Consider the following 15913-nt stretch of genomic DNA (forward strand, 5'->3'; position numbering starts at 1 on the left):
AAAGGTCCTCACGGTTGGTTATTTCTTCCCGGGCAACACCGAGCTGAGCACCTGCTTGGCCGTTTGCACGATCACCCCGGCCTGGTCCGGGTCGCCCTTGAGCAGGGTGCTGGCGAACTTCTTCGCCTGTTCCAGCTTGATGTGCGGCGGCAGGGGGGGCACGTTCGGGTCGGTCTTGAACTCGATCAGCACGGGCCGGTCGGCAGCCAGGGCCCGTTCCCAGGCGCTGGCGATGTCCTCCTCGCGGTCCACGTAGATGCCTTGCAGGCCAATGGAAATGGCGAACAGGTGGTAGGGCACGTCGGGTATCGATTGCGAGGCCTCGAACTTCGGGTCGCCCTCCATGACCCGCTGCTCCCAGGTGACCTGGTTGAGGTCCTCGTTGTTGAACACCGCGCAGATCCACTGCGGGTTGTCCCATTGCTGCCAGTACTTCGCAACGGTGATCAGCTCGGTCAGGTTGCTCATCTGCATGGCGCCGTCACCGACCAGGGCCACCACCGCCCGCTGCGGGTGAGCGAACTTGGCGGCGATGGCGTAGGGCACGGCTGCGCCCATGCTGGCAAGGCCCCCAGACAGCGAGCACTGCATGCCTTGGCGTATCTGCACATCACGGGCGAACCAGTTGGCGCAGGAGCCTGAGTCACTGGTGACGATGGCGTGCTCGGGCAGGCGAGGGGAGAGCTCGTATGCCACGCGCTGCGGGTTGATCGGGTCGGCCTTGGCCAACGCGCGTTTCTCCAGAGTCTTCTCCCAACGTGCGCGCCAGTGTACGACCTTGTCGCGCCAGCGCATGTCGTGCTGCTGATCGAGCAATGGCAGCAGCGCTTGCAGGGTCTGCGCAGCATCGCCGACCAGGTTGACCTCCATCGGGTAACGCAGGCTGAGCATGTCGGGCTGCAGGTCGATCTGCACGCCTCGGGCCTGTCCTTCCTTGGGCAGGAACTCGGAATAGGGGAAGCCGGAGCCGATCATCAGCAAGGTGTCGCATTCGCTCATGAGCTGGTAGCTGGGTTCGGTGCCGAGCAGGCCGATGGAGCCGGTGACCCAAGGCAGGTCGTCTGGCAGTACGGCCTTGCCAAGCAGCGCCTTGGCCACGCCCGCGCCGAGTTTTTCGGCCACCGCAATGACCTCCCCGGTTGCCTGAAGCGCGCCGGCCCCGACCAGCATCGCCACCTTGCGCCCGGCATTGAGCACATCGGCAGCACGCTGTAGGTCTTCCTCGAAGGGCACGACTTTGGGCTTGCTGTAGCCGATGCCGGAATGCACCGTGCCGTGGGCCCTGGGCGGCTCTGCGTAGGGCAGGTCCTGTAAGTCGTTGGGCAGGATGATGGCGGTGACACGGCGCTCGCCGACCGCCGTGCGCACGGCGCGGTCGAGCAGGTGCCGGACTTGCTCTGGCGTTGAGGCCTGCTGGACGAACGCACCGGCCACGTCCTTGAACATCGACAGCAGGTCCAGCTCTTGCTGGTAGTGCCCGCCCAGGGCCGCTCGCGCTTGCTGGCCGACAATGGCCAGCACCGGCTGATGGTCCATACGCGCATCGTACAGGCCGGTGAGCAGGTGCGAGGCGCCGGGGCCAGAGGTGGCGATGCACACGCCAAGCTCGCCGGTGAACTTGGCGTGGGCGCTGGCCATGAACGCGGCCATTTCCTCGTGGCGGGCCTGGATGAACTCGATCTTGCCGTTGGCGCGGTTCAGCGCGCCGAACACGCCGTTGATGCCATCGCCAGGGTAGCCGAAGATGCGCCGCACACCCCATTGATACAAGCGCTCCACCAGAAAGTCGCCTACCGTGCCAGTCATAGTCCTCTCCCGGTCTGTCGTCGATAGGGTCTGGACTGGGTACGCCCGGAGAAAGTTTCAATGGTGTTCACGTCGGTCGGCTGACCGGAACCGCGCAACGTGCCGGGCGTTCTCAAGCAGACCGAGAACCTGGTCAGGACGCTCAACTCATGATGGAAATCGACACCGTGAATGTCGCTGTACAGACCCTGTGCTTCGCAGATGACGGGGCAACCCCCAACAGCCGTTTGCCGGTCTTGCTCTACCACTTGCAGCTCGACGCCGCGCAGGACACTGCCGCTGGCTTCGAGGCACTGTTCGCGGGGTACCAGTGGACCCCACTCTGGCGTGACGGGATTTTCGATTACCACCACTTCCATCCCAACGCTCACGAAGTACTGGGTATTGCCCGTGGTCATGCGCGGGTGACGCTGGGGGGGGAGGCGGGGCAGACGCTGAGCGTGAAGGCAGGTGACGTACTGGTGTTGCCGGCCGGGACGGGGCATCGCTGCATCGCCTGCAGCGAGGACTTTCTGGTGGTTGGCGCCTATCCGCGCGGGCAGGAAGATTACGACATCCAACGCCCTGACCGGGCGGCTCACCAGCAAGTGCTGGCGCGCATTGCCGCTGTCCCGGACCCTGAACAGGACCCTGTCACCGGTGCGCCGATGAGCCGCTGGCATCGTCGAACATCATGCAATTGACTGCGTACATGTCGCTGTAACCCCTGAAGGGGACGCCTTAGGCTTTTCGCGTGGAGCAAAACACCGCTCGATGCCGTGGTTGGCAGCTGAGCGCGATCCCCATATTCGTCTCGATCAAGGACAGCAGCGCGCAGTTCGGCCAGCTGTTTGCGCAGCACCGCCTTGCTGGGCGCGGCGACGAACACACACTCGGCATTGGCGGCAGCGAAGGCGCGCCCGCCTGGTAGATCACCGGCGAGCGTTGCGGCGAGGGTTCGCTCAAATGAAAGCCCGGCACCTTGAACCAAGTGCCCTGGTGGTCGATGCCGTGGACCTTGCGTGGGTCGGCGTACACTCCGCTTTGCCGGTCGGCCTGCACTGCGTCGTCGTCCCAGCTGGTTTCCCAGAGCTTGTAGCAGACGTGAAGGTACTCCTCGGCCATGCATAGCGCTGATCGTGGCTGAGGGGCGGCTGGCCCATGCTGCGCCGACAACATGATCACTTGCGCAGGGCTTGCACCAGCTCTGCCTTGGTCATGCTCGAACGGCCCTTGATGTCCTTGCTGCGCGCCTCCTTGAGCAGGCTTGCCTTGGTCTGGCTTTCCAGCGAGGTGCTCGATGTCCGGGAATGTCCCTCACGGGACTTGGCGGCGCGCTTGGCCGAATCGGAACGGGCGCTTTTCTGCTCGCCGGCTGAGGTTTCGCTGCCCGACCCACCCGCCTTCTCGCCACCGCCGGACTGCTTGTTCACGGTAGCCCAGGCGCGCGCCTCGGCTTCATCCTTCGGCACGCCCTTGTGCTCGTAGCTTTCTTCGATGTGCGCGGCCTTGCGCTTTTGCTTGTCGGTGTATGTGTCCTTGTCGCCGCGTGGCATGGCGATCACTCCTGCGTGGTGGGCTTGCAGGGTTGAGCGTTCAGGGCCATCGGCAGTGCCATCGAAGGGACGGGCGGTGGGTCACGGCTCGCTGATCTGCGACAGCGGCCTGGCCACCTGTTCGAGTGAACGCCGCTCGGCGGCCACGCCCCACATGGCCTGGGTCACGGCAGCGATGATCATCAGCGCTGCGCCGATCAGGTAGCCGTACAGCACATTGATGCGCTCGCCGGTTTCGATCAGCGCGCCGAACAGTGTCGGCCCGATCAGGCCACCCAAGCCGGTGCCGAACGCATAGAACACGGCAATGGCCAGCGCACGGATTTCCAGCGGGAAGGTTTCCGCCACGGTGAGGTAAGCCGAACTGGCGGCCGCAGAGGCGAAAAAGAAGATCACCATCCAGGCCACGGTCTGCTGGGTCACGTCGATCAGTTCCTGCTGGAACAGGTAGCCGCTGACCGTCAGCAACACGCCCGAGATCAGGTAGGTCGCGCTGATCATGATGCGCCGGCCGATCACGTCGAACAGCCGTCCAAGCAGCAGCGGGCCGCAGAAATTGCCGAGCGCGAAGGGCAGGATGTACCAACCCACCTTGGCCGACGGCACGGCGTAGAAATCGGTCAGCACCAGCGCATAGGTGAAGAAGATCGCGTTGTAGAAGAATGCCTGCGCGGTGAGCAAGGTCAGGCCTACCAGGGCGCGGCGGCGATGCTCGACGAACAGGCTCTGGAACACCTCTGGCAGGGGCGTATGGTCCCGTGCGCGAAGGCGCAGGGGAGGGCCCTGCAACGGCGCAATTGCGATCCCGCGCTGGTGGTAATGGCGTTCGATGTTGGCGACGATGCGTTCGGCGCGCTCCGGCTGGTTGTGGATCATCAGCCAACGTGGGCTTTCGGGTATCCACAAACGCATCAGCATGATCAGCAGGCCCAGCATTGCGCCGATGCCGAAGCACAAACGCCAACCGAGTTCGCCACCGGCAACCGCCGGGTCGAGCAGGATCACGGCACCGCCTGCGCCGAGTGCGGCGCCGATCCAGAAGGTGCCGTTGATGGTCAGGTCGACCCAGCCGCGGTAGCGTGCCGGGGTGAACTCCTGGATGGTCGAATTGATCGCCGTGTACTCGCCGCCGATGCCGGCACCGGTCAGGAAGCGGAACACCAGGAAGCTCCACAGGCTCCACGAAAACGCCGTTGCCGCCGTGGCACCGATGTAGAGGAACAAGGTGATGAAAAACAGTCGACGCCGGCCCAGGCGGTCGGTCAGCCAGCCGAAGAACAGCGCGCCGAGCACCGCACCGGCGATGTAGCTGGCGCCTGCCAGGCCGATGTCGGTGTTGCTCATGTGCAGTGCAGGGCTGTTCTTGAGCGCGCCGGCTACCGAACCTGCAAGGGTGACTTCAAGGCCGTCGAGCAGCCAGGTGATACCCAGCGCCAACACCAGCAAGGTGTGAAAACGCGTCCACGGCAGGCGGTCGAGGCGGGCGGGGATGTCGGTGCTGTAAAGGCGTCCCGAGCCATCGTTGGGCTGCTGCAAAGCTTGGGTCGTCACTGCAATTCCTTCTCTGACAGACTTGCGCGGGCCGTAGGAGCGGCCTTGCCGGTCCGGCGCCCCGGCAAGGCCGCTCCTCCAAGAGCATTGTGAGCTAGCTGCTTGAGCGACCCGTGCCCGTCCGCCAGGCCCAGGCAGCCCTAGTGCTCGGCTGCACAGGTCCGCTGCGTGTCAGGGCGCCAGTCGCTTGAGCAGTGCCTGGGCCGCCGCCTCGGATGAGGCGGGGTTCTGCCCGGTGATCAAATGGCCGTCCTCGACCACATGACTTGCCCAGTCCACAGCTTTGGAGTACTCGCCGCCATTGGCCTTGAGCATGTCCTCAACCAGGAATGGCACCACCTCGGACAAGCCCACGGCCTGTTCTTCACTGTTGGCGAAGCCGGTGACCTTCTTGCCTTTGACCACCGGATGCCCGTCTGGCGCCTTGACGTGCTTGAATACGCCTGGCGCGTGGCACACTGCGGCAATCGGCTTGTTGGCGGCATAGAACGCTTCGAGCAAGGCCTTCGAGTCCTTGTCCTCGGCCAGGTCCCACAGCGGCCCGTGGCCACCGGGGTAGAACACCGCATCGAAGTGGTAGGGGTCGATTTCGCCCAGCGGCACCGTGTCGGCCAGGGCCATCTGCCCGTCAGTGTCGCTGGCAAAGCGCCGGGTGGCGTCGGTCTGGGCGTCCGGTTCGTCGCTTTTCGGGTCTAGCGGTGGCTGGCCGCCTTTGGGCGAGGCAAGGGTGACGTCGGCGTGGGCGTCGACGAACACGTAGTAAGGCGCAGCGAATTCTTCCAGCCAGAAGCCGGTTTTCTTGCCGGTATCCCCCAACTGGTCGTGCGAGGTGAGCACCATCAGGATCTTTTTCATGCGGGCCATTGCTCCAGAAGTGAATAGGCAGCGCGCTGTTCGCCCTGCATAAAGGTGGGAGGGCAGCGCGCAGCAGGCGTTCCATCATAACGCTCGAAAAGGATGCGGAGTTTGCAGCCCGGCTCAATTACCCTATGGGCACGATCATTTCATTTTATGGATGCATACCCATGAGCAACACGTCATTCCGCCAGCCTGTCGTGCGTGACGCCGAGCGCTGCTTCGCGATCGAGATCGGTGCCTACGAGGGTGACGAAGCGGCCACGCTGGAAAAGATCCGCACGCGCATCAGCCAATACCCTGAAGGCTTCCTGCTGCTTGAAGACGCGCATGGCATCGTCGGCTTCATCAACAGCGGCTGTGCCCACGATGTGGTGATGTCCGACGAGGCCTTCAAGGAACTGGTCGGCCATGACCCGCTGGCGCCCAACGTGGTGATCATGTCGGTGGTGGTAGACCCTGCCCACCAGGGCAAGGGCTACGCCAAGCGGCTGATGGGCGAATTCATCACGCGCATGAAGGCCCAGGGCAAGCAGACCATCCACCTGATGTGCAAGCAACAGCATGTCGAGCTGTACCGCAAGATGGGCTACCAGTATGTGCGGCCTTCGCCCTCGGACCACGGTGGCATGGCCTGGCATGAAATGGTTATGGTGCTTTGAGCCCGTCAGCCCGCTGTCTCAGTACACTTGTGGCACGATGATATCGCTGGGGGTCGGGTTGCGGATGTAGTCCTCTTTCCTGACCCGTTGCGGCAGCTCGATCGTCGGCACCTGCACTTCTTCATAGGGCATTTGCCCAAGCAGGTGATGGATGCAGTTGAGCCTGGCCTTCTTCTTGTCATCGGCCTGCACCACCCACCAGGGCGCTTCGGCGATGTGGGTGCGTTCGAGCATGACTTCCTTGGCCTTGGTGTAGGCCTCCCAGCGCCGACGCGACTCCAGGTCCATGGGGCTGAGTTTCCATTGCTTGAGTGGGTCATGCACGCGGCTGAGAAAGCGCAGGTGCTGTTCCTGGTCGGATATGGAAAACCAGTACTTGATCAGCTGGATGCCCGAGCGGGCCAGCATGCGTTCGAACTCCGGCACGCTGCGGAAAAACTCTTCGTACTGGTCGTCGTTGCAAAAGCCCATGACTTTCTCGACGCCTGCGCGGTTGTACCAGCTGCGGTCGAACAGCACGATCTCGCCCGCTGCGGGCAGATGCGAAACGTAACGCTGGAAGTACCACTGCGTGCGTTCCCGGTCATTGGGTGCCGGCAATGCCGCCACCCGGCATACCCGGGGGTTGAGGCGCTGGGTGATGCGCTTGATCACGCCACCCTTGCCAGCCGCATCGCGGCCTTCGAACAGGATGACCACCTTGTGGCCGGTCTTCACCACCCAGCTCTGCAGTTTCACCAGCTCACCCTGCAGGCGGAACAGCTCGCGGAAGTAGGTGCGTCGCGCGGCCTTTGCGCTGCCTTCCTCCATGTCCTCGTCAAACAGGGCATCGAGGTCATGGCCGTCCTCGGCCAGTTCCAGTTCCAGCTCTTCATCACTGTGGTCCAGCAGCTCGCGATGGATGCGCCTGATCAAGGTGTGTTCGGTGGGGGACATGGCGGGCACTCGCGTCGGGGGATGATGGCAACGTGTTTAGTCATATTTGGTTACCACGAAATGACAGCCCGCTGCCTGTCAGCCCCCGTACTAGAGGGGGGTAATGCATCGACTGCCATTCAATAGTCACAAAGCTGTAACACAGCTGCTGCAAAGTGTGTCGGCCATCACACGGAGCGCTTTTTCCATGATACGCCTGATGAAGTCTGCTGCACTCGCTGTTGCCGTCTCGCTTAGCGCCACTTCGGCCTTTGCCGCAGACAACGTTCGCCTGACCGGTTCCGGCGCCAGTTTCCCTGCGCCTATCTACCTGACCTGGTTCAAGGACTTCAGCAAGAACACTGCTGGCGTTACCGTTGACTACCAGTCCAAGGGGAGCGGGGCGGGTGTTCAGGACTTCCTGAACAAGACCGTCGACTTCGCAGCCAGCGACTCGGCCATGAGCGAAGCAGACATTGCCAAGGTCGGCGAGGGCGTACAGCTGCTGCCGATGACCGCCGGTGAAATCGTCCTGGCCTACAACCTGCCAGGCAATCCGAAAGGCCTGAAGCTGCCACGCGATGTGTACTCCAACATCTTCCTGGGCAAGATCACCAAGTGGAACGACCCACTGATCGCCAAGGCCAACCCAGGCCTGAAGCTGCCTGATCTGCCGATCACCGTGGTCGTGCGTGCCGACTCCAGCGGTACCAACGCCGTCTTCACCAAGCACCTGTCGGCCATCAACGCCGACTTCAAGAAAGACCTGGGTGAAGGCAATACCGTCAACTGGCCGGCCACCGACAAGTTCATCAAGTCGCCGAAAAACGACGGCGTGACCGCCACCGTTCGCCAGACCCCGGGCGCCATCGGTTACATCGAATACGGCTTCGCCAAGCTGGCCAAGGTCGACTTCGCCGAGCTGGAAAACAAGGCCGGCCAATACGTCGTGCCGAACGCCGAGAGCGGTGCCGAAGCACTGGCTGCGGTGAAAATGCCGGAAAACCTGATTGCTCACCTGCCGGACCCGGAAGGTGCCAAGTCCTACCCGATCACTTCCTACACCTGGATGATCTTCCGCAAGGACAACGGCAGCCCGGAAAAGGCCAAGGCCATGCGTGACATGGTCGAGTACGGCCTCACCCACGGTCAGAAGATCGCCGACTCGATGGGCTACATCCCGCTGCCGCCGTCGGTTGTCGACGAAGTGCGCAAAGCGTCGCAAAGCATCCAGTAACACCGTCAGGCGCTCCCGGCGTGGTGTGACCCACCGTGCCGGGCGTGTTTGCCCCTAGTCCCGGAATCAGCCAAATGAACACACCTTTTGCCATACCGGATAACCCAGGCTCCGCGTGCCAGCCGCCGTCCACCAAGGACTTCCTGGTCGACCGCACCTTCCGTGCCCTTGCACGTATCGGTGTTGTGCTGATTCTCGCGCTGGTTTTCGCGTTGGTATACGAAGTAGGACGCAAAGCACTTCCAGGAATGGAAAAGCACGGTTTCGACGTGCTGTTCGGCAGTGTGTGGGACGTCAACCAGGGCAAGTACGGCATTTTGCCCGCCATCTGGGGCACGCTTTACAGCGCCCTGATTGCCTTGTTGATCGCAGGTTTCTTCGGCGTCAGCATGGCCATTTTCCTTACCCAGGATTTCTTGCCGGCGAGGCTTGCCGCGGTGTTTCGCACCATCGTCGAGCTGCTCGCCGCCATCCCCAGCGTCGTTTATGGCCTGTGGGGCATCTATGTAGTGATTCCGGCCATCCGGCCCCTGACCGCCTGGCTGAACAGCGAGCTGGGCTGGATCCCGTTCTTCGGCACCTCCCTGAGTGGCCCCGGCCTGCTGCCGGCGGCGTTGGTGCTGGCGATCATGATCCTGCCGACCATTGCCGCCGTTTCCCAGGATGCGCTGACCAGCGTACCGATGAAGACCAAGCAGGCGGCCTATGGCATGGGCACCACCCATTGGGAAGCCATCCTCAAGGTGATGGTGCCGTCGGCCGCCACCGGCATCTTTGGTTCCCTGGTGCTGGGCCTTGGCCGCGCACTGGGCGAAACAATGGCCCTGGCGATGCTGGTCGGTAACGCCAACACCATCACCCTGTCCCTGTTTGCCCCGGCCAACACGCTGGCAGCCTTGCTGGCGCTGAACTTCCCTGAGGCCGGGCCGAACGAGATCGAAGTGCTGATGTACGCCGCCCTGGTCCTGATGTTCATCACCTTGCTGGTGAACGTGTTCGGTTCGATGATCATGCTCTACGCCCAGCGGGGTAACAAATAATGACTGACCTCACAGCGGCAACTACGGCATTGCCCAGCCTGCAGCGTCGCTTCGAAGGCCGCGCCTTGCGCAGCCTGGTGCTGACCTCCACGGTCTGGTGCGTGGCCCTGCTGGCCAGCGTGCCCCTGATTTCCGTGCTGTACATGCTGATCACCCGCGGCGGTGCACGGCTGAGCCTGGAAGTGTTCACCGAGCTGCCACCCACCGGTTTCGAGATGGGCGGTGGTTTTGGTAACGCCTTGGCCGGTACTTTCGTCATGGTCGGCATCGCCGCAGCCATCGCGGTGCCGGTCGGCATCCTGGCGGCGGTGTTCCTCGCCGAACTCGGGCCCGAGAGCAAGCTGGCGAACGCTTCGCGCTTCGCGGCAAAAATGCTCACCGGCCTGCCGTCGATCCTCGCCGGTGTATTCGCCTACGCCCTGGTGGTGATGACCACCGGTACCTACTCGGCCCCGGCCGGTGGCGTGGCGCTGGCGGTACTGATGCTGCCGATCGTCGTGCTGACTGCTGAAGAAGCCATGAAGATGGTGCCCAAGATCATGAAGGACGCCGCCTATGGCATGGGTTGCACCCGCGCCCAGGTGATCTGGAAGATCGTGCTGCCAACCGGCATGCCGGCGATCCTCACCGGCGTCATGCTGGCCGTGGCCCGGGCTGCAGGTGAAACCGCACCGCTGCTGTTTACCGCACTGTTCAGCAACTACTGGATCTACCACGACGGCAGCCTGGCCGTCATGAACCCCACGGCATCGCTTGCCGTACTGATCTACAACTTCTCCGGCATGCCGTTCGACAACCAGCTGGAGCTCGCCTGGGCGGCCTCGCTGGTGTTGGTGATGATCGTGCTGGTAGTCAACATTCTTAGCCGTATTTTCGGCAAGCCCAAGTACTGAGAAAGGGAGCATTCGACCGTGAACGTATCTACAGCGCAAAGAGCCGCTCCCTTGGTCAGCGAAGCGCCAATTGTCATGGACTGCAAGCTGGACAAGATTTTCTACGGCAACTTCATGGCGGTCCGCGACAGCCACGTACCGATCAGGAAAAACGAGATCACCGGTTTCATTGGCCCGTCCGGCTGCGGCAAGAGTACCGTGCTGCGCAGCCTCAACCGCATGAACGACCTGGTCAAAGGCTTCCGCTTCGAAGGTCATGTGCACTTCCTTGGCCAGGATGTCTACGGCAAGGGCGTGGACCCGGTGGTGGTGCGCCGTTATATCGGCATGGTGTTCCAGCAGCCAAACCCGTTCTCGATGAGCATCTTCGACAACGTCGCCTTCGGCCTGCGCTTGAACCGCTACAAGGGCGACATCGGCGACCGCGTCAAGCACGCCCTGCAAGGCGCTGCGCTGTGGGATGAGGTCAAGGACAAGCTGAAGGTCAGCGGCCTGTCGCTGTCCGGCGGCCAGCAGCAGCGCCTGTGCATCGCCCGCGCGATCGCCACTGAGCCTGAAGTGCTGCTGCTCGACGAGCCGTGCTCGGCACTCGACCCGATCGCCACCCGCCGGGTGGAAGAGCTGATGGTCGAGCTGAAAAAGGACTACACCATCGCCTTGGTGACCCACAACATGCAGCAGGCGATTCGTGTGGCCGACACCACCGCGTTCTTCTCGGTCGACATCTCCCAGGGCACCCGCACCGGTTACCTGGTAGAGATGGGCCCGACCACGCAGATCTTCCAGAATCCGCGTGAACAACTGACCAGTGACTACATCAGCGGCAAGTTCAGCTGAGCCAGCGCCCCCCCCCCCCGGCGACCCACCCCGCAGGCCAGGAAGGCCGAGCGGGGTGGGTCGCTTTAACGATTGTTCTGTTTCAAGAGATTACCAATGGATGCGACATGTCGTCTTGACCTGCCAGCGGTAGAGCGCGCACTTCGCGAAGTGCAGGGCCGCTTTGCCGAACTCAGCCAGCACTTCACCGAGCCGCGTGATCCGTTCACCGACGAGGTGCTGCTCAATGTGCTTGAAGGCTATGCCTTGATTGACGACTATGTCGCACGGGGTGTGGACCTGTTCGACCTGCAGCAGCTGAACCTGATGCTGGAGATCAACGCCACCGTGCTGTGCGGCAGTGACCCGGCGCGCCGCCGCGAGTTCGCCCCACACCTCGAGGCCACTGAGGCACGCTTTTTCAACAACGTCGAAGGCGGCATCAAGGACCTGTACAACTGGTATTGCTCGTACCGCAGCGAGTCGATCTGGAAGCGGGCAGCCGGGGTCTATGTACGCATCCTCAGCAAGCCGCAGCTGTTCATCGAAGGCAACAACCGCACGGGGTCGCTCATCGTCAGCTACCTGCTGATGCGTGCAGGGTTGCCGCCGTTCGTGTTGACGCTGGACAACGCCGAGGGCTACTTCAACCCGTCCTCGGTCATTCGCAACTCCGCCAAGCATGGTGTGAAGGCTTTGTACGAATTGCCCAAGATCAAGAAAAAGTACGCAGCCTTCCTCGAAGCGAAGGCGCCTGAACCCGACAAGTTCTTCCTGCGCGGCACCTGCGTGCCGGCCCGTCAGGGGAGCCGATGATGGAAAGGTATTCGATGCTAGAGCAAGGCAGGGCCAGTGGGCGACGTGCGTGGCAAGCCATCGGGCGTAAATTCAGGCGCCCGCAGATGCGCATTTCCTTCGATATCGATGACACACTGGCCTGCCTGCCTCACCACGCCGATGAAGAACACAGCAAGCTGCCGACGTTCATCCACCGCTGGCTGGGCGAACCGCTGCGCAGCGGCACGCGTTCATTGATCCGCGACCTGCGCCGCCAAGGCTGCAGCATCTGGATCTACACCTCTTCGGGGCGCACACCGGCCTATATCCGCCGCTGGCTGATGCTTTACGGCATTCACGTTGACGGCGTGGTCAACAGCGATCGCCACCAGCACGTTTTGTCGCTGCACGGGCTTGAGAATGCCCCTTCGAAGTATCCACCAGCGTTCGACATCGACTTGCACGTCGATGATTCCGAAGGGGTCGGCATCGAGGGCTACGACCACGGTTTCCGTGTGGTCGTGGTCAACCCGGAAGATGACCGCTGGGCGCAGAAGGTCATGGATGCCGCTGAACAGGTGCAGGCCCAGCTGGCCTGGCAGCAACCCCAGCGGTACGAGGCACCGACGCCGCGGCGTTCGCAAGCGCTGGCTTCCTGACTGTCCGAGTGGGCTCGTAAACGCAGAGAGATGCAGCGCCTGTGAGATCGAGCGCCGCCCGCGCGGCGCATCGCGGATAAATCCTACATTTGTTGCAACGTGGCCAACCATAGTTGTCAGCCGGTATGCACGGCTCAAGTCAAGCGCCAGGGCGGGCAATCATGGCGTAACAGGTTCGGCACGTTGCAACAGGTGTAGGAGCGGATTTATCCGCGATGCGCCGCGCGGGCGGCGCTCGATCTCACAGGCACTGCACATCTGACGGCAGGCAAAACTCAGTGATGCGCGCTGTCCACGGCGATGCTTTCGCCAGACACTTCCAGGTACCGGGTGCTGCGGTTGGCGAGCGCGTAGTGGATCAGCCCGCCCAGGCCGGCGCCAAAGAACCAGGAGAACTGCGACAGCGTTTCGAATGCCGGCACCAACGCCAGCAGGATGGCGATCAGCGAGGCCGGGACAAACGCCGCCACAGCACGCAGGTTGACCCCGCCGCGATAGTGATAGGCGCCCTCGGGGCTTTCACTGTACAGCTGCGGCAGGTTTACCCGGCTGCGGCGTACCAGGTAGTAATCGGTGACCATGATGCCGTACAGCGGGCCGAGCAGGGCACCCAGGCCGCCGAGGAAATACACGATCACCGACGGGCTGTTGTACAGGTGCCAGGGCAGGATCAGCACCGCGATGGTGGCGCTCAGCAAGCCCGCGCGGCGGAAGTTCAGCACCTTCGGTGCCAGGTTGGTGAGCACGAAGGCCGGGGCGACAAAGTTGGCCATGATGTTCACCGCCACGGTGACGAGCAGGAAGGCCAGGCAGGCCAGCACCAGGCCGGCGGTGTTGGGGATGGCGGCGACGATTTCGCTTGGGCTCTGTACCAGCTTGCCGTCGATGCTGAACTGCGCGCCGGCGAGCACCACGGCGATCAGCGCGAAGCCAAGCATGTTCACCGGCAGGCCCCAGAAATTGCCCACGCTGATCGTGCGTCGGTCCGGGCAGTTGCGGGTGAAATCGCAGAAGTTGAGAATCATGGTCCCGTACAGCGAGACCCACAGCGCGGCGGCACCGAGCACTTTCAGCCACATCGTGGGGCCGGTCGGCGCGTTGCCGCTGGACCAGGCGATCGACAGGCCACTGCGCCAGTACATCCAGCCCGCCAGGCCGGTGAAAGCGACCAGGATGATCGGCCCGGCGAGGGATTCGAAGCGGCGTACCATCTCCATGCCGTAGGCGAAGATCGCCACTTGCACGCACCAGATGCCGAGGAAGGTAACCCAGCCCAGGGTCGACAGGCCAAGCATCGAATTCTGGTCATAGGACTTGAGGTCTGGCGCGATGGCGGTGAGCAGGACGCGCAGCACCACCGAGGCGAGGTAGGTCTGGATGCCGAACCAGGCGATGGCGATCACCGCGCGGATCAGTGCCGGAATCTGGGCACCGTGGATGCCAAAGCTGATTCGGCACATCACGGGGTAGGGCAGGCCGGTCTTCTGCCCCATGTAGCCAGACAGGTTCATCAGGCCGTAGATCACCAGCGCACCCAGCGCGAAGGCGGCGAGGATCTGCGCGCCGCTCATGCCCAAAGCGAACAGGCCGATGGCGAAGGAGTAGTTGGCGATGTTGTGCACATCATTGGTCCACAGGGCAAACAGGCTGTAGCGCCCCCAGGTGCGGTTTGCCGCGCGGGTCGGAGCAAGGTCGGCACTGTACAGGCGCGGGCTCATTTGCAGTTGACTGGGGTCAGTCGTCTCGGCGGGGAGATCGGCAAGCTGGCCAACATCGGAACGGGAAATCGACGCCATCGGGACTCCATGATGGTTGTGTACTTTTATTGTTGGTATTTGTATACAAACAAGATTCGTACCAATCCGTGAACGAGGGGGGAATTCACGGTCCCGGCGCGTTTATGCCAGCCAGGTCCCTGGCTGCCTGAGCATTCATGTGGGAATTATGTGCACGTTCACTGTGCACCGTTGTTACCTCGCGCACTCGACGTGTTGAACAAGTGGCTTGCAAGGGGTGTTCAGAATAAGCTTGTGGCAGGTTGCCATGGAGGTCAGTCGATGTCGCATCTACCGCTAGCGCTAGGCCTGTTGCTTGCCGCCACTTTGGTCGAGGCGGCGCCGCTGCAGGTGCCCACTCCGGCTGCACTCAGGAGCCAGCTAGACAGCCTAAAGCCTGGCCAGTTTCTGTGGTACCCGCAGGTCTCGCCGGTAGGGCCGGTGACGGTGGTGGTCAGCCTCACCGAGCAACGTGCCTACGTTTATCGCAACGGCATCGCCATTGGCGTCAGCACCGTGAGCAGCGGCAAGGCCGGCCGGGAAACCCCCACGGGGGTATTCAGCATTCTGCAGAAGAAGGTCGAGCACCAGTCCAGCCTCTACAACAGCGCACCGATGCCCTATATGGAGCGGCTGACCTGGGACGGTATCGCCCTGCATGCGGGGCACCTGCCGGGCTACCCAGCCTCCCATGGTTGCGTGCGCCTGCCGCTGGAATTTGCCAAGAAGCTGTATGAGGTCACGGGTTTCAGTTCGACCACGGTCATCGTTTCCGATACCCACAGTGCGCCGGTGGAGGTCTACCACCCCGGCGTGCTGGCGCCTACGGTCAACGCAGGCAAGGCCCAGGGCCCGCTGGTACTGAGTAACCAGCAGTTCTGGAACGACCCGGACCCGGCGTCAGGGCCGCTGTCGATCCTGATCAGCCGCGCTGACCGGCGTGCCTACGTGTATCGCGGTGGCCAGTTGATCGGCTCGGCACCCGCCCTTTCCATTGAAGAGAGCCAGCATCGCAGCGGCATGGCGGTTTACTCGCTGCTGCAAAAACCATCCGCCCTGGCACTCGATGACGGGCTACCCTTACGGTGGTCGGTGGTGGGCCTGAGCAACCCTGAATACGGGAGTACGCCCTATGAACAACTGGGGCAACTGAACATCAACGCGGAGTTCCGCCGTCATCTGCGCGCGGCGATGGATGTCGGCACGATGCTGGTGATCACCGATTGGGCGTCTACCCGGGAGACTCGCAGCGACGGCAAATTCACTGTGATCACCACCGACGACGATGAAAAACTTAAGCCGTTGGTCAAGAAATGATCGGCATTGCGCTAGAAATCAAGCAAAGTGGTGGCTTTTGGCCTTAAACCGGCGGATTTTTCGCTGACAGGTTCA

General features: G+C 62.6%; 15 protein-coding genes and 1 pseudogene. 9 read left to right on the plus strand and 7 right to left on the minus strand.

The features are described from left to right. Positions 1–18: 18 nt before the first annotated feature. Positions 19–1806, minus strand: a complete 1788-nt coding sequence (locus tag H040_RS22875; protein ID WP_027918801.1) for a thiamine pyrophosphate-requiring protein — start codon at positions 1804–1806, stop codon at positions 19–21. 149 nt (positions 1807–1955) lie between these two features. Between H040_RS22875 and H040_RS22880 the strand changes: the two genes are divergently transcribed. Next, complete coding sequence (locus H040_RS22880; protein WP_027918800.1) at positions 1956–2489, plus strand: cupin domain-containing protein; 534 nt, start codon at positions 1956–1958, stop codon at positions 2487–2489. A gap of 107 nt (positions 2490–2596) precedes the next feature. Here the strand turns inward: H040_RS22880 and H040_RS22885 are convergent. The 4 genes and pseudogenes from H040_RS22885 to H040_RS22900 form a co-directional block, all read right to left on the minus strand. Then, a pseudogene (locus H040_RS22885) lies at positions 2597–2954 on the minus strand (5,10-methylene tetrahydromethanopterin reductase); the annotation flags it as partial. A 12-nt stretch (positions 2955–2966) separates the two neighbouring features. Next, complete coding sequence (locus H040_RS22890) at positions 2967–3341, minus strand: hypothetical protein (RefSeq protein WP_027918799.1); 375 nt, start codon at positions 3339–3341, stop codon at positions 2967–2969. A gap of 81 nt (positions 3342–3422) precedes the next feature. Next, positions 3423–4892 carry an MFS transporter gene (locus H040_RS22895; protein ID WP_081784280.1) on the minus strand — a complete coding sequence of 490 codons (1470 nt, stop codon included), beginning with the start codon at positions 4890–4892 and terminating at the stop codon, positions 3423–3425. Positions 4893–5063: 171 nt separating this feature from the next. Further along, complete coding sequence (locus tag H040_RS22900; RefSeq protein ID WP_027918797.1) at positions 5064–5747, minus strand: type 1 glutamine amidotransferase domain-containing protein; 684 nt, start codon at positions 5745–5747, stop codon at positions 5064–5066. Positions 5748–5917: 170 nt separating this feature from the next. Here H040_RS22900 and H040_RS22905 point away from each other — a divergent pair, with 170 nt between their 5' ends. Further along, entirely contained in the window at positions 5918–6409 is a 492-nt protein-coding gene (locus H040_RS22905) for a GNAT family N-acetyltransferase (protein ID WP_027918796.1), read from the plus strand. A gap of 18 nt (positions 6410–6427) precedes the next feature. Here H040_RS22905 and ppk2 read toward each other — a convergent pair whose 3' ends face one another. Further along, positions 6428–7345: a polyphosphate kinase 2 gene (gene ppk2, locus H040_RS22910; RefSeq protein ID WP_027918795.1), complete on the minus strand. Its 918-nt coding sequence runs from the start codon at positions 7343–7345 to the stop codon at positions 6428–6430. A 187-nt stretch (positions 7346–7532) separates the two neighbouring features. On the opposite strand from ppk2, the gene pstS reads away from it, so the two are divergent. The 6 genes from pstS to H040_RS22940 all read left to right on the plus strand — a co-directional run bounded on the left by pstS (position 7533) and on the right by H040_RS22940 (position 12746). Next, on the plus strand, positions 7533–8561 hold the full coding sequence (gene pstS / locus H040_RS22915) for a phosphate ABC transporter substrate-binding protein PstS (RefSeq protein WP_027918794.1): 1029 nt from the start codon (positions 7533–7535) through the stop codon (positions 8559–8561). Positions 8562–8635: 74 nt separating this feature from the next. Beyond that, on the plus strand, positions 8636–9601 hold the full coding sequence (pstC, locus tag H040_RS22920) for a phosphate ABC transporter permease subunit PstC (protein WP_027918793.1): 966 nt from the start codon (positions 8636–8638) through the stop codon (positions 9599–9601). Continuing rightward, a complete protein-coding gene (pstA, locus tag H040_RS22925) occupies positions 9601–10494 on the plus strand; it encodes a phosphate ABC transporter permease PstA (protein ID WP_027918792.1) in 894 nt (297 codons plus the stop codon). The genes pstC and pstA overlap by 1 nt, the downstream gene beginning before the upstream one ends. A gap of 75 nt (positions 10495–10569) precedes the next feature. Further along, complete coding sequence (gene pstB, locus H040_RS22930; protein ID WP_050437214.1) at positions 10570–11331, plus strand: phosphate ABC transporter ATP-binding protein PstB; 762 nt, start codon at positions 10570–10572, stop codon at positions 11329–11331. Positions 11332–11427: 96 nt separating this feature from the next. Further along, a complete protein-coding gene (locus H040_RS22935; protein WP_027918790.1) occupies positions 11428–12126 on the plus strand; it encodes a hypothetical protein in 699 nt (232 codons plus the stop codon). Beyond that, positions 12126–12746, plus strand: a complete 621-nt coding sequence (locus H040_RS22940; RefSeq protein ID WP_027918789.1) for a hypothetical protein — start codon at positions 12126–12128, stop codon at positions 12744–12746. Before H040_RS22935 ends, H040_RS22940 begins: the two co-directional genes overlap by 1 nt. Positions 12747–13021: 275 nt before the next feature. Here the strand turns inward: H040_RS22940 and H040_RS22945 are convergent, their stop codons facing one another. Next, the gene (locus tag H040_RS22945; protein ID WP_027918788.1) at positions 13022–14542 is read right to left on the minus strand and encodes an NCS1 family nucleobase:cation symporter-1; all 1521 of its coding nucleotides are present in this window, start codon (positions 14540–14542) and stop codon (positions 13022–13024) included. 261 nt (positions 14543–14803) lie between these two features. Here H040_RS22945 and H040_RS22950 point away from each other — a divergent pair, with 261 nt between their 5' ends. After that, entirely contained in the window at positions 14804–15838 is a 1035-nt protein-coding gene (locus tag H040_RS22950) for a L,D-transpeptidase (protein ID WP_027918787.1), read from the plus strand. Positions 15839–15913 lie beyond the last annotated feature (75 nt).

The sequence above is a fragment of the Pseudomonas sp. URMO17WK12:I7 genome (assembly GCF_003269045.1).
In the GTDB taxonomy this organism is placed as follows: Bacteria; Pseudomonadota; Gammaproteobacteria; order Pseudomonadales; family Pseudomonadaceae; genus Aquipseudomonas; species Aquipseudomonas putida_J.

Coding starts and splice junctions, on each gene's coding strand:
- pstB (WP_050437214.1), top strand. CDS start 10,570: ATGGACTGCAAGCTGGACAAGATTTTCTACGGCAACTTCATGGCGGTC.
- H040_RS22890 (WP_027918799.1), bottom strand. CDS start 3,341: ATGCCACGCGGCGACAAGGACACATACACCGACAAGCAAAAGCGCAAG.
- H040_RS22905 (WP_027918796.1), top strand. CDS start 5,918: ATGAGCAACACGTCATTCCGCCAGCCTGTCGTGCGTGACGCCGAGCGC.
- H040_RS22875 (WP_027918801.1), bottom strand. CDS start 1,806: ATGACTGGCACGGTAGGCGACTTTCTGGTGGAGCGCTTGTATCAATGG.
- pstA (WP_027918792.1), top strand. CDS start 9,601: ATGACTGACCTCACAGCGGCAACTACGGCATTGCCCAGCCTGCAGCGT.
- H040_RS22940 (WP_027918789.1), top strand. CDS start 12,126: ATGGAAAGGTATTCGATGCTAGAGCAAGGCAGGGCCAGTGGGCGACGT.
- H040_RS22900 (WP_027918797.1), bottom strand. CDS start 5,747: ATGAAAAAGATCCTGATGGTGCTCACCTCGCACGACCAGTTGGGGGAT.
- H040_RS22945 (WP_027918788.1), bottom strand. CDS start 14,542: ATGGCGTCGATTTCCCGTTCCGATGTTGGCCAGCTTGCCGATCTCCCC.
- pstS (WP_027918794.1), top strand. CDS start 7,533: ATGATACGCCTGATGAAGTCTGCTGCACTCGCTGTTGCCGTCTCGCTT.
- H040_RS22880 (WP_027918800.1), top strand. CDS start 1,956: ATGATGGAAATCGACACCGTGAATGTCGCTGTACAGACCCTGTGCTTC.
- H040_RS22950 (WP_027918787.1), top strand. CDS start 14,804: ATGTCGCATCTACCGCTAGCGCTAGGCCTGTTGCTTGCCGCCACTTTG.
- ppk2 (WP_027918795.1), bottom strand. CDS start 7,345: ATGTCCCCCACCGAACACACCTTGATCAGGCGCATCCATCGCGAGCTG.
- pstC (WP_027918793.1), top strand. CDS start 8,636: ATGAACACACCTTTTGCCATACCGGATAACCCAGGCTCCGCGTGCCAG.
- H040_RS22935 (WP_027918790.1), top strand. CDS start 11,428: ATGGATGCGACATGTCGTCTTGACCTGCCAGCGGTAGAGCGCGCACTT.